This window comes from Pontivivens ytuae, from assembly GCF_015679265.1.
In the GTDB taxonomy this organism is placed as follows: domain Bacteria; phylum Pseudomonadota; class Alphaproteobacteria; order Rhodobacterales; family Rhodobacteraceae; genus Pontivivens; species Pontivivens ytuae.
Map to the genome: position 1 here is coordinate 259,623 of NZ_CP064942.1, position 21,687 is coordinate 281,309.

Sequence of the window (21,687 nt, forward strand, 5' to 3'; positions counted from 1 at the left end):
TCTTCCGGAACGGCCCTTCAGGTCCCCCGCCGTTCCAGTTCCCTGTGTCGAATAGACACCCGGATGTCACGCTCCGCAAGCCGTTTTGCAACGGTCTCACACATCCAGACAGACCTGTGACGTCCACCGGTACACCCGAAGCCGAGGCCGAAATACGCTTTGCCTTCCTCGCGATAGGCGGGGATCAGAAGGTCCAGAAGGCTGAATGTCTGCTCCAGAAACGCCGCGTAACGCGGATCTCCGCTGATATACTCACCGACGGCGGCGTCCCGGCCAGTGAGCGGGCGCAGCATTTCATCCCAATGCGGGTTCCTCAGAAAGCGGCAGTCGAGCACCATGTCGAGGCCTCGCGGCAGCCCCCGCTTGTAGGAAAACGACTCAAGGCTGATCGAGAGGCCCGCATCGCTTTCGGGCACGAACCAGGCTCCGATATGCGACTTGAGATCGTGCGGCGACAGGTCCGACGTGTCGATCAGGATGTCCGCCCGCCCCCGTAGCGGGATCAGCAGGTCGAGCTCCGCGGCGATCGCCTGCTCCGGGCTCGGCACATCGGCGAGGGGATGGCGCCGCCGCGTCTCGGAGAAGCGGCGCAGCAGCACGTCGGGGGCGCAGTCGAGGTAGAGGAGCTGCCCGCGCACATGCTCCGCCTCCACCAGCCAGTCCACGATGTCGATGAGGTTGGAGGCGGAGAAGCCCCGCGTGCGCACGTCCACCCCGATGGCCAGCGGGGCGGCGGGGCCGACATGGCGCACCACGTCCTTCACGAGGCCCAGCGGCAGGTTGTCGATGGCCTCGAAGCCCAGATCTTCCAGCACCCGGATCGCCGTGGAGCGGCCCGCGCCCGAGGGGCCGGTCACCAGGACCACGTCCTTCTGCATCTTTCGGATATCGCTCATCGCCCCTCTCCCTCACCGGCGGGATCACGCCACAGGGCGGGGATTCGCGAAAGGGTGGAAAGGTCGCGCCGGCCTCAGGCGACGACGCTGACCCGCATGCCCAGCACGATGGCCGCGTAGAAGCACACCGTCGCCGCCACCACGAAGCCGTGCCAGATGGCGTTGGAGAACTTCAGGCTCTCCCAACTGTAGAACACCACCCCGATCGTGTAGAGCAGCCCGCCCGTCACGATCAGCGTGCTCGCGGCCCAGGGCAGAATGCTGACCAGAGACCAGAGCAGAAGCACGCTCATCCAGCCCATGGCGAGGTAGGTCCACGGCAGCGCCGGGCCGGGGCGGTGCCGCAGGAAGAGCTTGCCGAAGACGCCGATGGCGGCCAGCGCCCAGACCACCGCCAGCACGAAATAGGAGGTGAAGCTGCCGATGATCACCACCAGCGGCGTGTAGGTGCCCGCGATCTTCAGGTAGATCGCCGCCTGATCGATGCGGCGGAAGAACGGGCGCCACGCCTCCCACGGGGTCATGTGGTAGCAGGCGGAGGCGACGAACATCGCCATCATCGCGCTGCCGTAGACGGCCAGTGCCGTGACCTGCCCGACGCCCAGATGCGTCGCGGCCCAGATCATCAGGAAGAGCACCCCGATGGCCGCACCCGCGATGCCGAGCACATGGATGATCCCGTCCGCGATCCGCTCCGAGCGGGCATAGGCCGGGTAGACCGGGACGTATGTCGATTGGTCATTCATGCAGCAAGGGTAACCCCAAAGCCGTTACGTTCGAGTGATTTCTCCGTCAAAGCTAAGCGCATTCGTCTTACGAAAGCGTGAATAACGGACCGGAAAGGCGGTCGGGCGGAGTTCTGGAACCAGCGCTTCGCGTCCCGAATCTCGGACCGAACAAGCTCAACTGGTCCCCGCACAGCGATGGGTTTCGCGGTCGCCCGATGACCCTCAGATCGGCAGCCGCACCGTGAACCGGGCACCGAGGCGCGTCTCACCGTCCTCGGCCAGCACGTTGCCCGCCTTGATCGTGCCCTGATGCGCCTCGACGATCTGCTTGGAGATGGCGAGGCCGAGGCCCGAGTGGTTGCCGAACTCCTGCCCCGGCCGCTCCGAATAGAAGCGTGAGAAGACGTCCTGCAGGTTGTCGGGCGGGATGCCGGGCCCGGTATCCTCGACCGTGACCACTGCCTTGCCGCCCTCCTCGAAGACCTTCGCGGTGACGCGCCCGCCTTCTGGCGTGAAGCTCAGCGCGTTGGTGATGAGGTTGACGAAGACCTGCGCGAGCCGCCCCTCCAGCCCCTGCACGCGGATCGGGCGCTCCGGCGTCTCGGCCACCAGCGTCGCTCCCCGATCCTCCGCCTGGCCCTGGTTGTACTCCACCAGCGAGGTGACGAGCTGGCCGAGGTCGAAGGGCTCCATCTCCTCCCGCACCAGCTCGCTGTCGAGGCGGGAGGCATTGGAGATGTCGGTCACCAGCCGGTCCAGACGCTGCACGTCGCTCGCGATCACGTCCATCAGCCGCTGCCGCTGCTCGTCGGTCTTGGCGTAGTGCATCGTGTCGACGGCGGATTTCAGCGAGGTGAGCGGGTTCTTGATCTCGTGCGCCACATCGGCGGCGAAGGCCTCGTTCGCCTCGATTCGCTCGTAGAGCGCCTGGGTCATGAGAATCAGCGCGCGGCTCAGATAGCCAATCTCATCGGGCCGCGCCGTGAGGTCCGGGAAGTGGATCCGCTCCGGCGCCATGTCCCGCGTCGATCCACTCGCCTTCTCCGCCGCACTCGCCAGCACCCGCAAGGGCCGCGCGATGGACCGGGCCAGCACGATCGACAGCGCGATGGAGACGGTGAGGGCAAGCAGGAAGACGGTCATGAGCTGCCGCCGCTCCGCCGACACCAGCTCCTCGATATCCCCGCCCCGCGTGGACAGCAGCAGTGCACCCGCCGGCTGTTCGACGGGGCCCACCGGCAGCGTCACCGACATGATGTAATCGCCGGTCCGATCCCGTGTGATCACGGCCTGCGCCTGTCCGGCCAAGCCCGCTTCGGCAAGACGACGGATGTCCTGCGCAGTCAGCACCTGAACGTCACCTTCGACCTGGCGGATTAGCTGCGCCATGCGGGCAATGGCCGTGTCGAACAGGCGGCTGGCCTGACGAGGAACCTCCTCGACGACCGTTTCGGGAGCCGGTGCCTCACCTTCGGTTTCCTCGGCGATCGGTGGCTCCACGATCTCGTCAGGCGCTACGGCACCCGTATCGCCGATCAGGCGCACCCCGGTGTCGAAGAGGCGCATCCGCGCATCCACCATGTCACCGAAATCCAGCAGCGTCGCGCGTGCGACCTCCCGATCCAGCCCCGGCCCCTCCTCCGCCGCAGCGAACTGGTCGAGCGTGCGCGCCACGATCGCCGCCTCGCGGATCAGCGCGCTCTGCCGCTCCTCGATCAGCGAGCTTTCAAAGCGGCTGAGGAACAGGATGCCGATGACCAGCGTCGCCTGCGCCACCAGGTTGAAGAAGACGATTCGCCGCGCGATCGGCGAGGTACGGTAGAGCTTCACCTCCGCCGCATCGGGCACATCCGCCACCGGCACGGTCAGCCCGCCACCCCGCTCCAGCTTCGGCAGGGACAGCCGCCGCCCCGCGCCCTCCTCCGGCCGGGTGGGTTTGTTCACGGATCAGACCTCGGTGTAGCGGTACCCGACGCCATAGAGCGTCTCGATGGACGTGAACCCCTCGTCCACCTTCTTGAACTTCTTGCGGACCCGCTTGATGTGGCTGTCGATCGTGCGGTCGTCCACATAGACCTGATCGTCATAGGCCGCGTCCATCAGCTGGTCGCGATTCTTCACGAAGCCCGGCCGCTGGGCCAAAGCCTGGAGAATCAGGAACTCCGTCACCGTCAGCGAGATCGAGGCCCCGTCCCACGTCACCGTGTGGCGCAGGCTGTCCATGACGAGCTTGCCGCGGGTCATGATCGTGTCCGCGTCGGGGTCCGCCTCCTCCATCCTGGCGGCCCGGCGGCGCAGCACCGCGCGGATCCGCTCCAGCAGCAGGCGTTGGGAGAAGGGCTTGCGGACGTAGTCGTCCGCCCCCATCCGCAGGCCCAGAACCTCGTCGATCTCCTCATCCTTGGAGGTGAGGAAGATCACCGGCAGGTCGTTCTTCTGCCGCAGCCGGCGCAACAGCTCCATGCCGTCCATGCGCGGCATCTTGATGTCGAGCACGGCCAGATCGACCTCGCCGCGCGACAGCACCGGCAGGGCCGCGGCCCCGTCGCTGAAGGTGCTGACCTCAAATCCTTCCGATTCCAGGACCATCGACACGGAGGTCAGGATGTTCCTGTCGTCGTCAACCAGTGCAATGCTCGCCATGTTTCCGCCCTGACACGTCTTTGTCTTACTTTATCACGCCTGCGGTCGGCGCGTGCAAGCGGTGGTGCGCACAACCCACGATTGTGCATCCAAAGCGGTTGCGGAAGATAATACCAATTTCTGCGCACTGGATTTGCGAATAGTTCACAGGTATCAAGGGTCGTCGCCGTCCGGGGCAGGTGACACATGCACCGCGGAACTGGCCCTTTCGCAGCATCCGGGCAGAGAGAGACGTTGTGCCGCGTCGCCATTGAACATGCGCGGCACTCGTTTTCAGGAGCACGTTCTTCCCATGGAGATCGGCAAGGTCAATCCAGACCACACCCTCGAGCGCACCGGTCTGACCGGCGTCGCGAAAACCCATTACAACCTCCTCGAGCCCGCCCTGATCGAGGCGGCCTGCTGCCGGGGCGAGGGCACGCTGGGGCGCGGTGGCGCCTTCCTCGTCTCCACCGGCAAGCACACGGGCCGCTCGCCCAAGGACAAGTTCGTCGTGCGCGAACCGTCGGTCGAGGACACCATCTGGTGGGAGAACAACGCCCCCATGGCGCCCGACGCCTTCGCGCGTCTGCATGCCGACATGCTGGAGCACATCAAGGGCGGTGAGCTCTTCGTGCAGGATCTCTACGGCGGGGCGGACCCCGCCTACCGGCTCAACGTGCGCGTGGTGACCGAGCTTGCCTGGCACAACCTCTTCATCCGCCACCTGCTGCGGCGGCCCGAGGTGGAGGAGCTCGCAAGCTTCGTGCCCGAGTTCACGATCCTTAACTGCCCCTCCTTCTCGGCCGATCCCGAACGCCACGGCTGCCGGTCCGAGACGGTGATCGCCATCAGCATGGAGCAGAAGCTGATCCTGATCGGCGGCACCTCCTATGCGGGCGAGAACAAGAAGTCCGTCTTCACACTCCTGAACTACCTGCTGCCTGAGCAGGGCGTGATGCCGATGCACTGCTCGGCCAACCACGCGGCCGACGACGACCAGGACGTCGCCGTCTTCTTCGGCCTCTCGGGCACCGGCAAGACCACGCTGTCGGCCGATCCGTCCCGCGTGCTCATCGGAGATGACGAGCACGGTTGGTCGAAGAACGGCACCTTCAATTTCGAGGGCGGCTGCTATGCCAAGACCATCGATCTGAACCCGGAGGCGGAGCCCGAGATCTACGGCACCACCTCCATGTTCGGCACGGTGATCGAGAACATGGTCTTCGATCCGCACACCAAGGAGCTCGACTTCCAGGACGACAGCCTGACGCCGAATATGCGCTGCGCCTACCCGCTCCACTACATCTCCAACGCGTCCGAGACGGCGCGTGGCGGGACGCCCAAGAACATCGTGATGCTGACCTGCGACGCCTTCGGCGTGCTGCCCCCGATCGCACGGCTGACGCCCGCGCAGGCGATGTATCACTTCCTGTCGGGCTTCACCTCGAAAGTGGCGGGAACCGAGAAGGGCGTGACCGAGCCGTCGCCCACCTTCTCCACCTGCTTCGGCGCGCCCTTCATGCCGCGCCGGCCGGAGGTCTACGGATCGCTCCTGCGCGACAAGATCGCGGAGCACGGCGCGACCTGCTGGCTGGTCAACACCGGCTGGACTGGCGGCGCCTACGGCACCGGCTCGCGGATGCCGATCCGGGCGACTCGCGCATTGCTGACGGCAGCTCTCGACGGCTCGCTGAACGACACGATCTTCCGCAAGGACCCGAATTTCGGGTTCGAGGTGCCGGTGAGCGTGCCGGGCTGCGACGACCTGCTCGACCCGCGCTCCACCTGGGCCGACCCGGCGGCGTATGACGCGCAGGCCGCGAAGCTGGTCGCGATGTTCGCGGACAACTTCGCGCAGTACGAGCGTCACGTGGACGCCGAGGTGAAGGCCGCGGCGGTCACCGCCGCCTGATACAACATGTGACAGGATCCGCGGCCCGGCCCGGATCCTGTCACATATCCCCGAAACACTCCCGCCCGTCTTCGACGCCTTCCGGCGCCTCATCCCGTTTGGCCGGGCGCGCCCGCGGCGCGATCATCCGAGCCACGCGAGTGCGCGGGCTTCCAACGCCGTCACGAAGGCATCCTTCCCATCCATGAAGGCCTCCATATCCGGCACCTCCGACGCGAGCCGGAGCTTGAGCGCACCATAAGCCGCGGCCTCGTCGGGATGCGCCCGCAGGTAGTCCCGCAGCGCGAGATGCCGCTTCAGACCGTCGGAGCCGGTGGCAAAGGCATGCATGTGATGCGTCCGGCGCCCCGCAACGGTCCGCCTGAAGTACCGGCGCCCCGGAATGCCGTAGGCGCCAAGCCCTTCATATCCCAGCACTTCCAGCCGCTCCGCCGCCGCATCGGCCACCGCGATGTCGGTGACCTCGGGCAGCATGTCGAGGATCGGCTTCGCCGCGAGCCCCGGCACCGAGGTGCTGCCGATATGATGGATCGCAACCAGCCCCTCCCCGAACGCCGGCGCGATCCGCGCCACCTCCCGCGCGAATGCCGCGGGCCACTCCGCATCGTAGGACACCACCTCGACCAAAGCCCCCTCCTTCTGCCTTGTAGAAATATCCCGGGGAGTTCGGGCCGTAAGGCCTGAACGGGGCGGAGCCCCTACGCCCTCAACCGTAAGAGGACACCTCGATCAGGTTCCCGTCCGGATCGTTGAAATAGACCGAGGTGATCGCCCCCCGCGCCCCCGTCTTCGCCACCGGCCCCTCGACGATCGCCACGCCTTCCGCCTCCAGCCGCGCCACGACCTCCTCCGGCGCAGCCTCGGTCACCAGGCAGACATCGCCGCAGCCGATGGCCGCGTGGTTCCGCGTCTCCTGCCCCAGCACCTGCAGGTTGATCTTCTGGTCGCCCACCTGCAGCGCCCGCCGCCCGCCGGCGAAGGTCACGGCCTCCACCCCCAGCACCTGTTCGTAGAAGGCCACCGCCGCCTCGATATCGCGGACGGTGAGCACGATGTGGTCGATGGCGGTGACGAGCGGCATGGCATCCTCCTTGCGCGCCAGCCTGCCCCGGGCGATATGCGCGAGGCCAGAAGAAACGGGAGACGCCATGACCGCCATCGCCGCAGGACATGCCCTGACCGCCGGGGCCGGGCACGAGGTGCTGCGCGCCGGGGGCAGCGCCGTGGATGCGTGCATCGCGGCTTGCTTCATGGCCTTCGTCGCGGAGCCGGTGCTCGCCCAGCCGCTGGGCGGTGGGTTCCTGATGGCCGCTCCGGCCGGGCGCGCGCCGCGGCTGCTCGACGGATTCGTGCGGACGCCGCGGCTGCGGGCGGAGGGGGATATCCGCAGCATCGAGGCGGATTTCGGCACCTCGACCCAGGTCTTCCACATCGGCGCGGGCACGATCGCGGTGCCGGGCCTCGTCCCCATGCTCTTCGAGGCGCACGAGCGGCTCGGCCGCATCCCGATGGCGGAGCTCGCCGCCCCCGCGGTCCGCGCGGCGCGGGAGGGCGTGGCGGTGTCGGAGATGCAGGCCTCCATCGCGCGCATCGTCACCCCGATCCTCGCCGCGACGGCGGAGACGGCGGCCCTGCATCTCGACGACGGCGCAGCGGCCAAGCACCACCGCAACCCCGCCCTCGCCGACGCGCTGGAGGTGCTGGCGATCGAGGGGTCGCGGCTATTCACCGAGGGCGAGGTCGCGCAGGCGCTCTGCGACCTGCCCGGCGCGGTTCTGACGCCGCTCGACCTGCGCCGCCACACGCCGCGCTGGCGCGACCCGCTGGAGGCCGAGCGCGCCGGGACGCGGCTGCACCTGACGCCCGTCCCCTCGATCACCGGTGCGGCGCTGGCCCTCGCCCTCGACGCCCTGCCCCGGCGGCCGGATGCGCTCACCATCGCCGCCGCGCTTCAGGCACTGGAGAACGCCGCCACCCTGCCCGAGAGCGCCCGGGCCGAGGCTCTGAGCACTGCCCTCGCCCGCCACGCGGTGCGGCAGACCGGCACGACGCAAATCTCGGCCATCGATCGCGAGGGGAACGGCGCCGCGCTGACTGTCTCCAACGGCGCGGGCGCGGGGCTCGTCTTGCCGGGGACCGGGATCATGCCGAACAACATGCTGGGCGAGGAGGATCTGCTGCCGGACGGTCCCGAAAGCTGGCCGCTCGACACGCGGCTGGGCTCGGCCATGTGCCCGCTGGCGCTGCACGATGCGGAGGGCGGGGTGACGCTGCTCGGCTCCGGCGGATCGAGCCGCATCCGCTCGGCGCTCTTGCAGGTGCTGCTGCAGCTGACCGACGGCGCACGGCTGGAGGAGGCGATCGCCGCACCGCGCCTGCATGTGGAGAAGGGCCGCCTGGCCTTTGAACCGATGGAGGAGGCGCGCGACGCCCTCCTCGCCTCCTGGCCGGAGGCGACCGAATGGCCCGCCCCCTCCCCCTATTTCGGCGGGGTCCACGCGGTCCGCCGCACCCGCCGGGGCGCGTTCGAAGCCGCCGCGGATGCCAGGCGGGACGGGGCCGCACTCATGTAAGGCGCGGGCTTTCGGATTCGCCCAAATATCCAGACGGACCGCCAGAAACATGCGCCGCCAACGGGCGTATTTTTCGGAAAGATGAAGGGGGTCAGCCCGCGAGCCCGCGCCGCAGCAGGTTGAGCCCGGCGATCACCAGCACCACGAGCGTGGCGCGCCGGAACGTCTCCTGCGCCAAGCGGTCCTGCACCCAGAGCCCGACGGCCATGCCCGCGAAAGCCGGGGCGATCAGGAGGACGGAGAGGGGCAGCGTCACCGCGTTCAGCACGCCGGTCGCCCCGTGGATGCTCGTCACCACGATGAGGCCGAGGAGGAAGATGACCCCCTGGATGCGCACCTGCTCCACCTTCGGCACGCCGCGGGCGAGCATGTAGAGCACCACCGGCGGGCCTGTGACCGCGGCGAGGCCGCCGAAAACGCCTGCGATCCCGGCCGAGACGGCACCGGCCGCGGGGCGCCGCGCCATCTCCGCGCTCGGCCGCCAGCCTGCGAGCTGAATGGCGGCAAAGAAGGTCACGCCGACGCCGAGGATCAGGAGGAGCGTAGGCGCGGGCAGGATGCTCACAAGGGGCGCCACCAGCCCCATGACCACAACGATGCCAAGGGTATAGGCCCGGAAGGTGCGCAGGCTCTCCAGCGCCTTGCCGAGGCCGTCGCGCAGGGCTTGCCAGACGTTGGTCAGCAGGGCGGGAAGCATCAGCGCCGCCACCGCGACCGCCGCCGGAAGGATCGAGCCGATGCCCGAGACCGCCACCATCGGCAGCGCGAACCCCACCGCGCCCTTCACGAATCCCGCCACGAACATGACGAGGGCGGCGAGGACGAGGCTGAGAGGATCGTACTCGGCGAAGAGCGGCGCGAAGAAGGACATGCGCGTTTCGTCGCACGGCCACATCTCGCAACGCAATGCTAATAAACGGTCTTCTGCGGCAAATTAGACGCACGATAATTACGAGGCAAACTTGACCCTCGCGCGCGTGCAGCCTAGTGTCTGCTCGCAGATGCAGCGGAGATTCCGCACCGCCACAAGATGCGAGGACGACGATGAAAGACCTGGCCAGCCAAAGCCCCCTGACCCTCGCCCGCGCGGCGGTGCCCGCGCTCAACGCCCTGCGCGCTGACGCCGTGACCGCTCTTGCCGGTCGCGTGGCGGAAAGCGACGTGGATGCGGAGCAGTACGCCGCCCACTCCGTCGCGTGGATCGCCACCTATACCGAGGCGCTGGTGCAGATGGCCGACTGGGCCGCGAAGCTCGACAGCGACGGGATGATGGGCGAGATGGAGGAGCTGATCCTCGCCATCGCGCTGGGCGAATACGCGGCACAACTCGCAGGTGGCCTGCCGATGAGCCAGGGCGAGATGGCGCGGCTCTCCGATCTCGGGCTGACGCTGCCCGGCGAGGTCGCGGCGCTGACCGGGCTCAACACCGATGCCGCGCGCAAGCGCCTCGTCGAGCTGATGGTCGAGCGGAAGGGCATCGCGAGCTTCGGTGCCACCGGCCTCGACGACGAATACGAGATGATCCGCGAGCAGTTCCGTCGCTTCGCCGACGACAAGGTCGTGCCCTACGCGCACGAATGGCACCTGAAGGACGAGCTGATCCCGATGGAGATCATCGAGGAGATGTCTGAACTCGGCGTCTTCGGCCTCACGATCCCCGAGGAGCATGGCGGCTTCGGCATGAGCAAGACGGCGATGTGCGTCGTCTCCGAGGAGCTCAGCCGCGGCTACATCGGCGTGGGGTCGCTGGGCACGCGTTCCGAGATCGCGGCGGAGCTCATCATCTGCGGCGGCACCGACGCGCAGAAGGCGGAATGGCTGCCGAAGCTCGCGAGCGGCGAGACGCTGCCCACGGCGGTCTTCACCGAGCCCAATACCGGCTCCGACCTCGGTGCGCTCAAGACCCGCGCCTTCCAGGACGGCGACGACTGGGTGATCCGCGGCAACAAGACCTGGATCACGCATGGCGGGCGCACGGATCTGATGACGGTGCTGGCGCGCACGGTGCCTGACACCGACAACTATGCGGGGCTTTCGATGTTCCTCGCCCCCAAGACGCGCGGGACCGATGCCGAGCCCTTCCCCGATGCCACCATCTCCGGCGGGGAGATCGAGGTGCTGGGCTATCGCGGCATGAAGGAGTACACGCTCGCCCTCGACGATCACCGGGTGGGCGGCGAGGCGCTGCTCGGCGGCAAGGAAGGTCAAGGCTTCCGCCAGCTTATGCGCACCTTCGAGAGCGCGCGGATCCAGACCGCGGCCCGCGCCATCGGGGTGGCGCAGAACGCGCTGGAGATCTCGATGGACTACGCGCTCGACCGCACCGCCTTCGGCGCACCGCTGATCGAGAAACCGCGGGTCTATTCAAAGCTCGCCATGATGGCGGTCGAGATCATGGTGGCGCGCCAGCTCACCTATTTCTCCGCGCGGGAGAAGGACGCGGAGCGGCGCTGCGACCTGGAGGCCGGGATGGCGAAGCTGCTGGGCGCTCGCGTGGCCTGGGCCGCGGCCGATAACGGCGTACAGATCCACGGCGGCAACGGTTTCGCAATGGAGTATCCGATCTCCCGCGTGCTCTGCGACGCACGGATCCTCAGCATCTTCGAGGGTGCGGCGGAGATCCAGGCCCATGTGATCGCCCGCCGCCTGCTGGACACCCGGCAGGGCTGAGGCACGCTCCGGGGACCGCCGCGGGTGCGGCGGTGCCTCCGGCAAGGGCGTATTTGACGAGAGTGATGGGGGAGCGGTTTCTATTTGATTAAAACCGTCCCGGCCGAAGCGCCGGGACCTTTTTGCACCCCGATACCACCTTGGAACACGCGGTCCCGGCGCTTCGGCCGGGACGGTGGTGCACGGTCTCACGCGGCCGGGACGTGCTCCACATCGGCGCTGACGCTCGGGCGCCAGCCTTCCTCCTCTCGCGGCGTGAAGGAGAGCGTGAGGCCCACCGCCTCCTCCTCGCCGAAGAGGCTCGCGGCCGCGCGCATCGCCGAGGCCATCCGGGCCGCTTCCTCCGGATTGAGGCGCAGGCGCGCGACTTCGACGGCCACCTCGGGGCGCGGGTCGCCCGGCTCCTGGCGGGAGACGAGGTGCAGGGTCAGTTCGGTGCGTGGCATGGTCCAATCCCTCAAACGAATGTCGGCAGAACCGTTGTCGCACAGCCCTGCTGACAGGGTTCTGTCAGGAGCGTTGGCGGGCTGCGCGCTTGCCGCGGGGGGCGCGGCGCGCTAGCTCTGCGGCTGTTCCGCCGCTCCCGGCTCCTGACGTGGTGCTCCATGATCCGCATCCTGCCGCTCGCCCTGCCCGTTCTGCTCACCGCCTGCGTGACGGAGGAGGTGGTGGTGCCCGATTTCCTCAACCGCGCCGGTCCTGCGCCGGAGGTGGTGGAGGTTGCAGCACCCGAGGCATCGCCGGAGGACGCGCCGGTCGAAGCGGAGCCTGTCGTTGCCGAAACCGATCCGGAGCAGCCGGTGGTGGAGCCTGCCGTTGCAGAGGCCCCGGCGCCTGCGGCAACCGCAGAGGCGGTGAACGCGCCGCCCACGCCTTTTCCGGCGCAGGCAGAGAGCACGGAGGCCACCGTCGCCGACGCGCCTGTCGCCCTCCCCAGCGAACCGCAGGCCACGCCCCCCGCCGCGCGGCCGCTGGCCATCGGCGAGGTCGACTGGTCCCTCGCCGTGCTCAACGGCCGCCTCGTCGGCCGCGTGATGGAGGTCAATCTGGGCGGCGGCCGCATCTCCGGCGACGGGCCGTGCCAGGGGATTGACGGGAATTACCTCGGCACCGGCGATATTTTCGTGGTGGAGACCTTCATCGTGCCGCGCCTGCCGGGCTGCGAGCGCGCGACGATCCAGGAGGAGATCGCGACGGCGATGCTCAGCGCTCGCTCCGCCCTCATCGAGGACGGAGTGCTGGTGATGCGTGACGAGCGCGGCCGCGTGCTCATGGAGTTCCTGCCCGTCCCCGTATAGCGCGCGCGGCCCTGTCCCGCGCCTCCAGCGCTTGGGGGCGGCTGAGCTCGGGTCCCAGCCACTGGTGCAGGAAATGGCCCGTGAGGCGCAGGGCGTCCTCGACCGAGCCGCCCGTGCCGCCGGTCAGGAAGGCGGGCAGCGGCAGCAGCCGGTCGGCCCATTCCCCCGCCCCCGCCCGGCTCACCGCCCGGCCCGTGCGCGGCGAGACGAAGCAGAGATCCTCGGTGGCGCCTGTTGCGGCACAGGAACCGAGGTCGAGCCCAAAGCCCAGATCGGTGAGCAGGAAGAGCTCCCACGCCGCATAGCGCTCCGCCCAGCTTGGCGCGGTTCCGAGCGCGTCGGCAAGCTCCACCGTGTGATCGTAAAGCGCGGGCACCGGCTCCCGCTCCGGCAGGGCCGCGGTGACCAGCGCGCAGACCGAGCCGAGGGCCGCGAGCGCCGCCCGGTCGCCGAGCACTTGGGCCGCGCGGGAGCGCACGGGCTCCACGGTGAACGCCCCGATATGATCGTCTAGCCGGGCCTTCCAGGTGAGGTCGAGCTGGGCGCCCGGTTGCAGCACCGGCGCCTTCTTGCGCGACTGCCCGCCACGGACCACCCCGGCATGGCGGCCGTGACCGCGGGTGAGCACCTCGAGGATCGCGTTGGCCTCGCCATGGGGCCGCACGGCGAGCAGCAGACCCTCCTCCCGCCATTCGATCATCGGCTCTCTCTTCTTCCAATATCCCCGCCGGAGGCAGCCGACACCGGCCGCGGGCTCAGCGCAAGCCCTCCTCGTCCAGCAGATGCCGCCCGGCGCGGTCCTCCACTTCGATGATCCAGAGGTCGGGGTCGGAGGCGCGCTGGCGGGTCAGCTCCTGCTCCACCTCCGCATCGGGGCCAGCGGCGAGCTCGGCCCAGACGCGGTTGAAGTCGCGGTCATAGGTGCGGTGAAAGGCACGGGCCTGGCCGTCGAGGGTGGAGAGCTTGACGATGACGGCTCCTGCCGTGACGTCGCCTTTTGCGGTCAGGAAGGCCGGGATGTCGGAAAGGCGCAGGCGCGCGAGATAGGCGCGGACCCAGAATTCGGTGGCGAGGCGTGGTTCGGTCATGGCGTGGGCTGGGGGGGGGGGGGGGGGGGGGCCGCGGCCGCGCCCGACCCGGAGGGCGCGATGGCGATGTTATCCGTCGAACGAGCGACATGGATGCTTGAGGGCGCAGACCCATCAATACGGTCGCACAAGCGCCCTCCAGGTCGGGCGCGGCCCTCGTTTCTCTGTGCAAGTGTCGTGGTAGCGCCGGGTTGAATGATTTCCGGGCATTCCCGCTCTCCCAGGGCTCCGCCCGTGATCAGGCGAAATCGTCCACTGGACGATTTCCGGGAAGCCTTTCTCCCCCGGGGCTCCGCCCGTTCGCGGCTGAAACGCTCCACTGGAGCGTTTCCCAGACGCCGCTCACCCATCAGAGTAATCGAGGCCCATTTCGGAGTAGCGCTCCGGTTCCTCCAGCCAGTTCGGGCGGACCTTTACCTGCAGGAAGAGGTGGACCTTGCGGTCCAGGAACTCCGTCAGCTCCTCGCGCGCGGCCATGGAGATCGCCTTGATCGTCTCGCCCTTCGGGCCCAGCGCGATGCCCTTGTGGCCGTCGCGGGCGACGTAGATCACCTGGTCGATGCGGACCGAGCCGTCCTTGCGCTCCTCCCAGTTCTCGGTCTCGACCGTGAGCTGGTAAGGCAGCTCCTGATGCAGGCGGAGGGTCAGCTTCTCCCGCGTGATCTCGGCGGCGATCATGCGCATGGGCAGGTCGGCGATCTGGTCCTCGGGGTAGAGCCACGGGCCTACGGGCACCTTCGCGGCCAGCCAGGCGCGCAGGTCGTCCACGCCGTAGCCCTTCTCGGCGGAGATCATGAAGACCTGGACGAACTCGAAGGCCGCCGTCATCTCCGCCGTCAGGGCGAGGAGCTGATCGCGCGGCACCCGGTCGATCTTGTTGATGGCGAGGGCCACCTTCTCGCCCGGCACCGCGCGCTCCTTCAGCGCGCCGAGAATGGCGCGCACGCCGTCCGTCAGCCCGCGATGCGCCTCGATCAGCAGCACCACGACGTCGGCATCCGCAGCACCGGACCAAGCCGCGGCGACCATCGCGCGGTCGAGATGCCGGCGGGGCCGGAAGAGGCCGGGCGTGTCCACCAGCACAAGCTGGCTCTCGCCCTCGATCGCGACGCCGCGGATGCGGGCGCGCGTCGTCTGCACCTTGTGCGTGACGATGGAGACCTTGGCCCCGACCATCGCGTTGGTCAGGGTCGACTTGCCCGCATTGGGCTCTCCGATCAGGGCGACGAAGCCCGCGCGCGTCTCACTCATCGCTCACCTTTCCCAGCAGGTCGGCCGCGGCCGCCTGCTCCGCATCGCGCTTGGAGCGGGCCTCGGCGGAGGCCGCCCCGTGCCCCTCGACCCGGACCTCGACGGTGAAGACCGGCTTGTGGTCCGGCCCGCGGCGGTCGATCACCGCGTAGCGCGGCAGGTCGAGCCCCTCGGCCTGCGCCCATTCCTGCAGCCGGGTCTTCGCGTCCCGCGCATCCTTCGCCGCACCCGCCACCCGCGGGCCCCAGAGCCGCAGGATCACGCCGCGCGCAGCTTCCATCCCTGCATCCAGATAGATCGCGGCGATCACCGCTTCCATGGCGTCGCCGAGAAGTGCGGTCTTGCGCCGCCCGCCGGTCATCGCCTCGGACCGGCCGAGGATCAGCGCCTCGCCCACGCCGACCTCCGCCGCGATCTCGGCGCAGGTCTCCTTGCGCACGAGGGCGTTGAAGCGCGGCGCGATCTGGCCCTCGTTGGCCTTCGCGTCCTCGGCGAGCAGCGCCTCGGCGACCACGAGGGCGAGCACCCGGTCGCCCAGGAATTCCAGCCGCTGGTTGTCGGGCCGGGCGCGGTTGGCGATGGAGGAGTGGGTGAGCGCGCGTTCCAGAAGGCTCGGGTCGGCGAAGTCGTGGCCGAGCGCGTCCATCAGCGCCCGGCGCGGCCCCTCCCCGCTCACTCGACCCATTCGAAGAACCTGTCGGCCCGCCAGTTCCACGGCAGGAAGAGCGACGGACCGGCCGCGGACAGCACCACGAGATTCGCCTTGCCGATCAGGAGGTCACGGTGGACGAAAGCAACGCCCGACGGGTCGCGCAGCGCCGTGCCGCTGATCTGCGGGCGGAAGCGCTCGAACTGCTGCGTCGTGAAGTAGCGGCTGTCGATGGAGTTGTCGCGGTTGTCGCCCATGAAGAAGAAATGGTCGTCCGGCACGCGGTAGACACCCGCATCATCGGCCGCCGTATCGGCGATGTTGAGCACGAAGTGATCCTGCCCGCCCGGCAGCGTCTCGATGAACTGCTCCTTGAGGCAGGTGGCCCCCAGCGCCACGGCGCCGTTGGAGCAGCGCGGGCGGGTGTTCTGCTGCCGCTCGAAGATCTCCTCGAACTGGCCGGCGGGGGCCAGCGGCAGCATCTCGCCGTTCACCACGAGGCGCCCGTCGACCATCTGGAGGCTGTCACCCGGCAGGCCGACGAGCCGCTTGATGTAGTCGGTGCCGTTCACCGGGTGGCGGAAGACGACGATGTCGCCGCGGTCCGGATCGGAGGCGAAGAGGCGTCCCTCGAACGGGCACATGGCGGCCGTGGGGCAGGACACGGCGGCGTAGCCATAGGCGAACTTGTTCACGAAGAGGAAGTCGCCGACCAGAAGCGTCGGCTTCATCGAGCCCGAGGGAATGTAGAACGGCTGGAAGAGCAGCGTCCGGATCAGCCCCGCGAGCAGCAATGCGTAGACGATCGTCTTGATCGTCTCGAAAAAACCGCCGTCCGCTTTGTTATCGGCCATATCCTGCTGCCCCTTCATCACGTGCCCGCGCGCTTCTCCCCGGCGGGCGGGGCGTTGTCAATGGCGATGGGCCGGGCTTCGATCACGACGAAGGCACTGGCCCAGGGATGGTCGTCCGTCAGTGTGACGTGGATGAGGGCCTCGTGCCCCGGCGGGGTGAGGCTGGCGAGGCGGTCCGCGGCCCAGCCCGTCACCTCCATCACCGGCTGGCCCGTACGCAGGTTGCGCACCGCCATGTCCTTCCACGCGATGCCCATGCGCAGGCCGGTGCCGAGCGCCTTGGAGCAGGCTTCCTTCGCCGCCCAGCGTTTCGCGTAGCTTTCCACCCGGTTGGCGATGCGCTCGGAGCGGGCGCGCTCGGTCTCCGTATAGCAGCGGTCAAGGAAGCGGTCGCCGAAGCGCTCGATGGTCCGTCCGATGCGCTCGATATTGGCGAGGTCCGTGCCGATCCCGACGATCATTCCGCGCTCACCCGGTCGGTGAGACGGTCGAGGGAGATGGTGAGGATCCGCGGCGTCACCTCCGGCGCGTCGGCGGTGTTCACCGGCACTTCAATGACGAGGCCGACCAGCGGGTCGTAGCGTGCGCTGAGCGCCGCGAAATCGACCCCGGCAAAACCGCCGCCGCCCTCCACGGCCGAGATCACGCGGCACCGCCCGCCCGGCAGCGTGTCGTCGGGCCATTGCAAGAGGATGTGGTTGTAGCCCAGCGCCGGCTCGATGGTGTCGAGGAGCAGCAGCCGCACCTCGCCATTGGCGAAGTAGGCAAAGCTCGATTCCACCGGATCGGCGACATTGGCGGCGGAGGCCCACTCCACATCGCAGGCCGTCACGACCGCCTGCGCCTGCGCCGTGGCAGGCAGCAGGGCGGCGAGCGCCAGGGCCCGGATCATGCCGTTCTCCGCAGCAGGAGGGAGAGGCCCGCCACGCCGAAGAGAGTCGCGGCCACCGCCTCGAACAGGCGGCGCGCACGGGCATAGACCCGGCGGGCGGGCGCGAGGGAGAAGAGGACGGCGTAACCGAGGAAGACCGTCGCGCTGAGGCACGCGATGGACAGGAAGATGGTCAGCACATCCGCCGCCGTCGCACCCACCGGCAGGCCGACCGTGTAGAGCGCTCCGAAGAAGAAGATCGCCTTCGGGTTGGTCAGGTGCAGGCCGAGGCCGCGCAGATAGGCCGCCCTGACCGCCGCCGGGGTCTCGACCGCCAGCGGTGCGCGGGACTGCATGGCCGACCGGGCCGAGCGCCAGGCGAGCCACAGCAGGTACGCGCCGGCCACGTAACGGAACGCCTCGATCAGCCAGCCATGTGCGGCCATGAGCGCTGCGAGGCCCAGCGCGGCGGAGCTCGACCACATCAGCGAGCCGGTCAGCACGCCCGACGCGAGTGCGAGGCCCACGCGCCGGCCCTGAGCCATCGAGGTCGCCGAGATGGCGAGCGTCGCGGGGCCGGGGCTCGCCGCCGCGACCAGCGCGATGACGAGGATCGCGGCGAGCTCCGCCCCGCTCACCGGGCGGCGTCCATCAGGCGGCGCATATGCGCGATGGCGTTGTCGAGGCCGGAGAAGATCGCCTCGCCGATCAGGAAGTGCCCGATATTGAGCTCCTTGACCTGCGGGATGGCCGCGATCGGGCCCACCGTCTCGAAGCCCAGGCCGTGGCCCGCATGGACCTCCAGCCCCAGGCTGTCGGCGAAGGCGGCCATGTCGCGGATGCGCTCCAGCTCCGCGTCGCGGTCGGCGAAGCGCCCTTCGGCATGGGCGTCGCAATAGGCGCCGGTGTGGATCTCGATGACGGGTGCGCCGATGCGGTGCGCCGCCTCGATCTGCTTGCGGTCCGCGGCGATGAAGATGGAGACGCGGCACCCGGCATCGCGCAGCGGAGCGATGAAATGGGCGAGCCGGTTCTCGTCCTTCGCCACTTCGAGCCCGCCCTCGGTCGTCCGCTCCTCCCGCTTCTCGGGCACGATGCAGACGGCGTGGGGGACGTGGCGCAGGGCGATGGCCTGCATCTCGTCGGTGGCGGCCATCTCGAAGTTGAGCGGCACGGTGAGCGTTTCGGCCAGCGCCTCGATATCCGGGTCGGTGATGTGGCGGCGATCCTCGCGCAGGTGAGCGGTGATGCCGTCGGCCCCTGCCCGCTCGGCCAGCTTCGCCGCGCGCACCGGATCGGGCCACGAACCGCCGCGCGCATTGCGCACGGTCGCTACGTGGTCGATGTTCACCCCCAGCCGCAGCCGGTTCTCGTCCTCGCTCATCATCCGCCTCCTGCCTCGTGCAGCCGTTCCGCCGCCGCGGTCGTCGCATGGCCCTGCCGCGCCGCCTTCGCGATGCGCTTCAACAGCTTCTCCCGCCGGCGGGCCTGGTAGGCGCGGACCACCGGGCGGCTGACATAGTAGGTGATCGTCCCGGCGATCAGGCCGGGGATGATCCCCCCCACCAGATAGGGCAGGAACAGGTCCTGGAAAAACAGCGCGAGCCGATCCCAGGCCGACGGGCCGTAGCCGAAGAAGCTCTTGGTCGTCTGCCACATGCCGGCGAAGGCATTGGCGAAGGCCTTGACCACGATGTCGAAATCCGTGGTCCCGCGATCCCCCATGATCCAGCGCCCGAAGCCCAGCGAGACATAGGCGATGGCCGGGAACGTGATCGGGTTGCCGAAGAGCGTGCCGATGGCCGAGGCGATCAGGTTGCCCCGCACCACCCACGCGCACAGCATCGCCGCCATGAAGTGCAGGCCGAAGAGCGGGGAGAACGAGGCGAAGACCCCGCAGGCGAGGCCGAGGCTCACCTTGTGCGGGCTGTCGGGCAGGCGGCGCAACCTGTGCGCGAGGTATTCGACCGCACGACGCCAGCCCGATTTGGGGTAAATCCCCTGGCGCACGCGTTCGAGCGTGCTGAGCGGCTTGCGTCGCTTGAAAACCATATCGTTCGGGCGCGATCCGTTTTGCGGCTTCGTCAGATCCCCGCCGAAGCCGGGGTACGTACCGCGTCCGAATTACGCTGCCGCACCACATCTGTCACGGCTGAATCCGCCTCGATGGCGGTCTCTATGCGCAGCAGGTGTTGCAGATCGCGCACTTCGACCCGCAGGGCCACCACATAGAAGTCCGGCTTGGGGTCGAGGATGCGGATGTCGGAGATGTTGGCGTTGTGCTCCCCGATCAGCGAACAGAGCCGGCCCAGCACGCCGGCATCATTTGCCATTGTCACGCAAAGCCTTGCAGCGTGGGTGCCGAGGCTCTCGCCCACGCCCCAGCGCAGGTCGACCCAGCGCTCGGGCTGGTCCTCGAAATCGACGAGCGTCGGGCAGTCGATGGAGTGGACCTCCACCCCGCGGCCGCGCCAGGTGATGCCGACGATGCGCTCGCCCGGCAGCGGCTCGCAGCAATTTGCCGCACGCGCCGCCTGCCCGGGGTCGAGGCCGATCACCCCGTCCGCCTGCCGCCGCGGCGGCGCGGGCTGGGCGCTGTCGGTAAGCTCGGGATAGAGGGTGGAGACGACCTCCTCGCCCGAGATCTCGGTCGCGCCAAGCGCGCGCAGCACGTCCTCCGCCCCCTCGCCGAGGCCGAGGCGTTCGGCGGCGGTGGCCAGCGCCTTGTCGGTCGCCTTCTTGCCGATCTTCTCGAACGCCACGCGGGCGAATTCGCGGCCCAGACGCACCAGCGCCTCCCGCTCCTCCTCCCGCGCGAAACGGCGGATGGCGGTCTTCGCCCGGCCGGTGACGACCAGATCGGCCCAGCTCGCCTGCGGCTTCTGCCCCGGGGCGGAGATGATGGTGACCGACTGGCCATTGCGCAGCCGGGTAAAGAGCGGCACGCGGCGGTTGTCGACCTTCGCCCCCACGCAGGAATTGCCGAGATTCGTGTGGATGGCGTAGGCGAAGTCGAGCGGCGTCGCCCCGCGCGGCAGCTTCACGACCTTGCCCTTCGGCGTGAAGCAGAAGACCTGATCCTGGAACATCTCCAGCTTCACATGCTCCAGGAACTCCGACGGATCGGCGGAGCCCGCGAGCCCCTCGTTCAGGTCCTTGAGCCAGGCGACGGGGTCGGCGGCGAACGGGTTCTCGAACCGGATGCCGTCGCGATAGGACCAGTGCGCGGCGACGCCGGTCTCGTTCACCTCGTGCATCTCGCGCGTGCGGATCTGGATCTCCACCCGCCGGGCTGACCGGCCCGACACCGTGGTGTGGATCGAGCGGTAGCCGTTGGATTTCGGCTGGCTGATATAGTCCTTGAACCGGCCGGGCACCGCGGTCCAGCGGCGGTGGATCACGCCAAGCGCGCGGTAGCAGTCCTCCTCCGACCGGGTGATGATGCGGAAGCCGAAGATGTCGGAGAGGCGGTGAAACTCCTCGTCCTTCTCCTGCAGCTTGCGCCAGATCGAATAGGGCTTCTTCTCGCGGCCCGTGACCTCCGCCGGGATGCCGGCGGCCGAAAGGACCAGCCGCATGTCCTCCACGATCTTGGGGATTACGTCGCCGGTCTCGTGCTTCAGTGTGATGAAGCGGCGCATGATGGAGGAGCGCCCCTCGGGCTGGAGCACCTTGAAGGACAGATCCTCCAGCTCCTCGCGCATCCATTGCATCCCCATGCGCCCGGCGAGCGGCGCATAGATGTCCATCGTCTCCTCGGCCTTCTGCACCTGCTTCTCGGGCCGCATGTGGCGGATCGTGCGCATGTTGTGCAGGCGGTCGTTGAGCTTGACGAGCAGCACGCGCAGGTCCTTGGCCACCGCCATCAGGAGCTTGTGGAAGTTCTCGGCCTGCTTGGTTTCCTTGGAGTTGAGCTCCAGGTTGGTGAGCTTCGTCACCCCGTTCACCAGCTCCGCGATCTCCTGCCCGAAGAGGCGGCTCACCTCCTTGTGGGTGGAGCCGGTATCCTCGACCGTGTCGTGCAGGAGTGCTGTCGCGATGGTGGCGTCGTCGAGTTGCTGTTCGGCGAGCATCTCGGCCACGGCGAGCGGGTGCGTGAAATAGGGCTCGCCCGATCGCCGCGTCTGCCCGTCATGGGCCTTCAGCGCATAGGCGTAGGCCGCCTCGATCAGCGCGGAGTTGGAGTGGGGGTTGTAGTCGCGGACCCGCGCGGCGAGCTCGGCCGCGCCGGGTCGGAAGAGGGGATGCGGCTCACGGGCCCCGTCGGGCATG

Annotated in this window: 23 protein-coding genes; 4 read left to right on the forward strand and 19 right to left on the reverse strand. The window is 68.7% G+C overall.

The window, feature by feature from the left end; all coding sequences use genetic code 11:
* Positions 1–17: 17 nt before the first annotated feature.
* From rapZ to I0K15_RS01120, 4 genes are all read right to left on the reverse strand, one after another.
* On the reverse strand, positions 18–896 hold the full coding sequence (gene rapZ, locus I0K15_RS01105) for an RNase adapter RapZ (protein WP_196103620.1): 879 nt from the start codon (positions 894–896) through the stop codon (positions 18–20).
* Between the two features lie 74 nt (positions 897–970).
* On the reverse strand, positions 971–1,642 hold the full coding sequence (gene trhA / locus I0K15_RS01110) for a PAQR family membrane homeostasis protein TrhA (protein WP_196103621.1): 672 nt from the start codon (positions 1,640–1,642) through the stop codon (positions 971–973).
* 204 nt (positions 1,643–1,846) lie between these two features.
* Positions 1,847–3,568, reverse strand: coding sequence for an ATP-binding protein (locus tag I0K15_RS01115; protein WP_196103622.1), 1,722 nt, complete (start codon positions 3,566–3,568; stop codon positions 1,847–1,849).
* Positions 3,569–3,571: 3 nt separating this feature from the next.
* On the reverse strand, positions 3,572–4,267 hold the full coding sequence (locus tag I0K15_RS01120; RefSeq protein WP_196103623.1) for a response regulator transcription factor: 696 nt from the start codon (positions 4,265–4,267) through the stop codon (positions 3,572–3,574).
* Between the two features lie 292 nt (positions 4,268–4,559).
* Here I0K15_RS01120 and I0K15_RS01125 point away from each other — a divergent pair, with 292 nt between their 5' ends.
* Positions 4,560–6,161 carry a phosphoenolpyruvate carboxykinase gene (locus I0K15_RS01125; protein WP_196103624.1) on the forward strand — a complete coding sequence of 534 codons (1,602 nt, stop codon included), beginning with the start codon at positions 4,560–4,562 and terminating at the stop codon, positions 6,159–6,161.
* Positions 6,162–6,284: 123 nt separating this feature from the next.
* Here the strand turns inward: I0K15_RS01125 and I0K15_RS01130 are convergent, their stop codons facing one another.
* Both I0K15_RS01130 and I0K15_RS01135 read right to left on the reverse strand, forming a co-directional pair.
* Positions 6,285–6,779: a GrpB family protein gene (locus I0K15_RS01130; protein WP_230374420.1), complete on the reverse strand. Its 495-nt coding sequence runs from the start codon at positions 6,777–6,779 to the stop codon at positions 6,285–6,287.
* An 88-nt stretch (positions 6,780–6,867) separates the two neighbouring features.
* Positions 6,868–7,242, reverse strand: a complete 375-nt coding sequence (locus tag I0K15_RS01135; protein ID WP_196103626.1) for a VOC family protein — start codon at positions 7,240–7,242, stop codon at positions 6,868–6,870.
* 67 nt (positions 7,243–7,309) lie between these two features.
* On the opposite strand from I0K15_RS01135, the gene I0K15_RS01140 reads away from it, so the two are divergent.
* Positions 7,310–8,734: a gamma-glutamyltransferase gene (locus I0K15_RS01140; protein WP_196103627.1), complete on the forward strand. Its 1,425-nt coding sequence runs from the start codon at positions 7,310–7,312 to the stop codon at positions 8,732–8,734.
* A gap of 91 nt (positions 8,735–8,825) precedes the next feature.
* On the opposite strand, the gene I0K15_RS01145 is transcribed toward I0K15_RS01140, so the two are convergent.
* A complete protein-coding gene (locus tag I0K15_RS01145) occupies positions 8,826–9,605 on the reverse strand; it encodes a sulfite exporter TauE/SafE family protein (RefSeq protein WP_196103628.1) in 780 nt (259 codons plus the stop codon).
* Positions 9,606–9,778: 173 nt separating this feature from the next.
* On the opposite strand from I0K15_RS01145, the gene I0K15_RS01150 reads away from it, so the two are divergent.
* Entirely contained in the window at positions 9,779–11,404 is a 1,626-nt protein-coding gene (locus I0K15_RS01150) for an acyl-CoA dehydrogenase family protein (RefSeq protein WP_196103629.1), read from the forward strand.
* A gap of 188 nt (positions 11,405–11,592) precedes the next feature.
* On the opposite strand, the gene I0K15_RS01155 is transcribed toward I0K15_RS01150, so the two are convergent.
* Positions 11,593–11,850: a hypothetical protein gene (locus tag I0K15_RS01155; RefSeq protein WP_196103630.1), complete on the reverse strand. Its 258-nt coding sequence runs from the start codon at positions 11,848–11,850 to the stop codon at positions 11,593–11,595.
* Positions 11,851–12,009: 159 nt separating this feature from the next.
* Here I0K15_RS01155 and I0K15_RS01160 point away from each other — a divergent pair, with 159 nt between their 5' ends.
* The gene (locus I0K15_RS01160) at positions 12,010–12,702 is read left to right on the forward strand and encodes an META domain-containing protein (protein ID WP_196103631.1); all 693 of its coding nucleotides are present in this window, start codon (positions 12,010–12,012) and stop codon (positions 12,700–12,702) included.
* On the opposite strand, the gene recO is transcribed toward I0K15_RS01160, so the two are convergent.
* The 11 genes from recO to I0K15_RS01215 form a co-directional block, all read right to left on the reverse strand.
* Positions 12,674–13,402, reverse strand: a complete 729-nt coding sequence (gene recO / locus I0K15_RS01165) for a DNA repair protein RecO (RefSeq protein WP_196103632.1) — start codon at positions 13,400–13,402, stop codon at positions 12,674–12,676. The two genes, I0K15_RS01160 and recO, sit on opposite strands and share 29 nt — an antisense overlap.
* Before the next feature lie 55 nt (positions 13,403–13,457).
* On the reverse strand, positions 13,458–13,790 hold the full coding sequence (locus I0K15_RS01170; RefSeq protein WP_196103633.1) for a DUF1491 family protein: 333 nt from the start codon (positions 13,788–13,790) through the stop codon (positions 13,458–13,460).
* A 342-nt stretch (positions 13,791–14,132) separates the two neighbouring features.
* On the reverse strand, positions 14,133–15,041 hold the full coding sequence (gene era, locus I0K15_RS01175) for a GTPase Era (protein WP_196103634.1): 909 nt from the start codon (positions 15,039–15,041) through the stop codon (positions 14,133–14,135).
* Positions 15,034–15,726, reverse strand: a complete 693-nt coding sequence (gene rnc, locus I0K15_RS01180) for a ribonuclease III (protein WP_230374223.1) — start codon at positions 15,724–15,726, stop codon at positions 15,034–15,036. The genes era and rnc overlap by 8 nt, the downstream gene beginning before the upstream one ends.
* A complete protein-coding gene (gene lepB / locus I0K15_RS01185; RefSeq protein ID WP_196103635.1) occupies positions 15,714–16,544 on the reverse strand; it encodes a signal peptidase I in 831 nt (276 codons plus the stop codon). The genes rnc and lepB overlap by 13 nt, the downstream gene beginning before the upstream one ends.
* Positions 16,545–16,561: 17 nt before the next feature.
* The gene (acpS, locus tag I0K15_RS01190; protein ID WP_196103636.1) at positions 16,562–17,005 is read right to left on the reverse strand and encodes a holo-ACP synthase; all 444 of its coding nucleotides are present in this window, start codon (positions 17,003–17,005) and stop codon (positions 16,562–16,564) included.
* Positions 17,002–17,436: a hypothetical protein gene (locus I0K15_RS01195; RefSeq protein ID WP_196103637.1), complete on the reverse strand. Its 435-nt coding sequence runs from the start codon at positions 17,434–17,436 to the stop codon at positions 17,002–17,004. Before I0K15_RS01195 ends, acpS begins: the two co-directional genes overlap by 4 nt.
* Entirely contained in the window at positions 17,433–18,053 is a 621-nt protein-coding gene (locus I0K15_RS01200) for a LysE family translocator (protein WP_196103638.1), read from the reverse strand. Before I0K15_RS01200 ends, I0K15_RS01195 begins: the two co-directional genes overlap by 4 nt.
* A complete protein-coding gene (locus I0K15_RS01205) occupies positions 18,050–18,799 on the reverse strand; it encodes a pyridoxine 5'-phosphate synthase (RefSeq protein ID WP_196103639.1) in 750 nt (249 codons plus the stop codon). The genes I0K15_RS01200 and I0K15_RS01205 overlap by 4 nt, the downstream gene beginning before the upstream one ends.
* The gene (locus tag I0K15_RS01210) at positions 18,799–19,467 is read right to left on the reverse strand and encodes a DUF2062 domain-containing protein (RefSeq protein WP_196103640.1); all 669 of its coding nucleotides are present in this window, start codon (positions 19,465–19,467) and stop codon (positions 18,799–18,801) included. Before I0K15_RS01210 ends, I0K15_RS01205 begins: the two co-directional genes overlap by 1 nt.
* Positions 19,468–19,499: 32 nt before the next feature.
* The gene (locus I0K15_RS01215) at positions 19,500–21,686 is read right to left on the reverse strand and encodes a RelA/SpoT family protein (RefSeq protein WP_196103641.1); all 2,187 of its coding nucleotides are present in this window, start codon (positions 21,684–21,686) and stop codon (positions 19,500–19,502) included.
* Position 21,687: the final 1 nt, after the last annotated feature.